Below are 507 nucleotides of genomic sequence, written 5' to 3'. Positions count from 1 at the left end.
CCTCAGATGCTTGCATGGATTGCCGAATGCGAGGATGTTATTTTAACTAATTTTGGTAGAGACAGTTCACCTTGGAGAGCGTTTGAAGAATTAGATAAAGTTCAATTAGATGGTAATTATGAAGATACTTTTGAAAAACAAAAGAGCTTTATTCTATAGTCAATCCTAAATTATAGTAAGCACCGTTTGCCCTGAGCTTGTCTAAGGGTAACGGTCGTTATGGTTCGACAGTCCTACCACGAACGACCATGTTCGATATAAGTCAGTTTTCACTATACTATAGTGGGGCGTAAGCATGGTGCCCCTACATCCGTATCATAACGTTTAGATTATTGAGCCGTTTGTTGACGGACGATTTGATAACGTCTGCCCAAATACCAAATCGGTGCAGACACAATATGAATCAAACGGGTAAAAGGGAAAATCATCACCAAGGTAATCCCTAACGCCATATGGATTTGATAAATCAAATCTGCCTGAGTAATACGTGCAGCTGCTTGCCAAGGA

The 507-nt window shown here is 40.2% G+C and carries 1 protein-coding gene; it reads right to left on the bottom strand.

Annotation, left to right across the window (positions count from 1 at the left end):
- Positions 1-329: 329 nt before the first annotated feature.
- A partial coding sequence (locus J5M56_RS24420; RefSeq protein ID WP_207937988.1) for a respiratory nitrate reductase subunit gamma occupies positions 330-507 on the bottom strand: 178 nt, incomplete at its 5' end.

Origin of the sequence: Pseudomonas sp. 51_B, assembly GCF_017491595.1 — a bacterium.
GTDB lineage: Bacteria > Pseudomonadota > Gammaproteobacteria > Pseudomonadales > Pseudomonadaceae > Aquipseudomonas > Aquipseudomonas promysalinigenes.
This window is presented reverse-complemented; position numbering and strand designations above follow the sequence as displayed.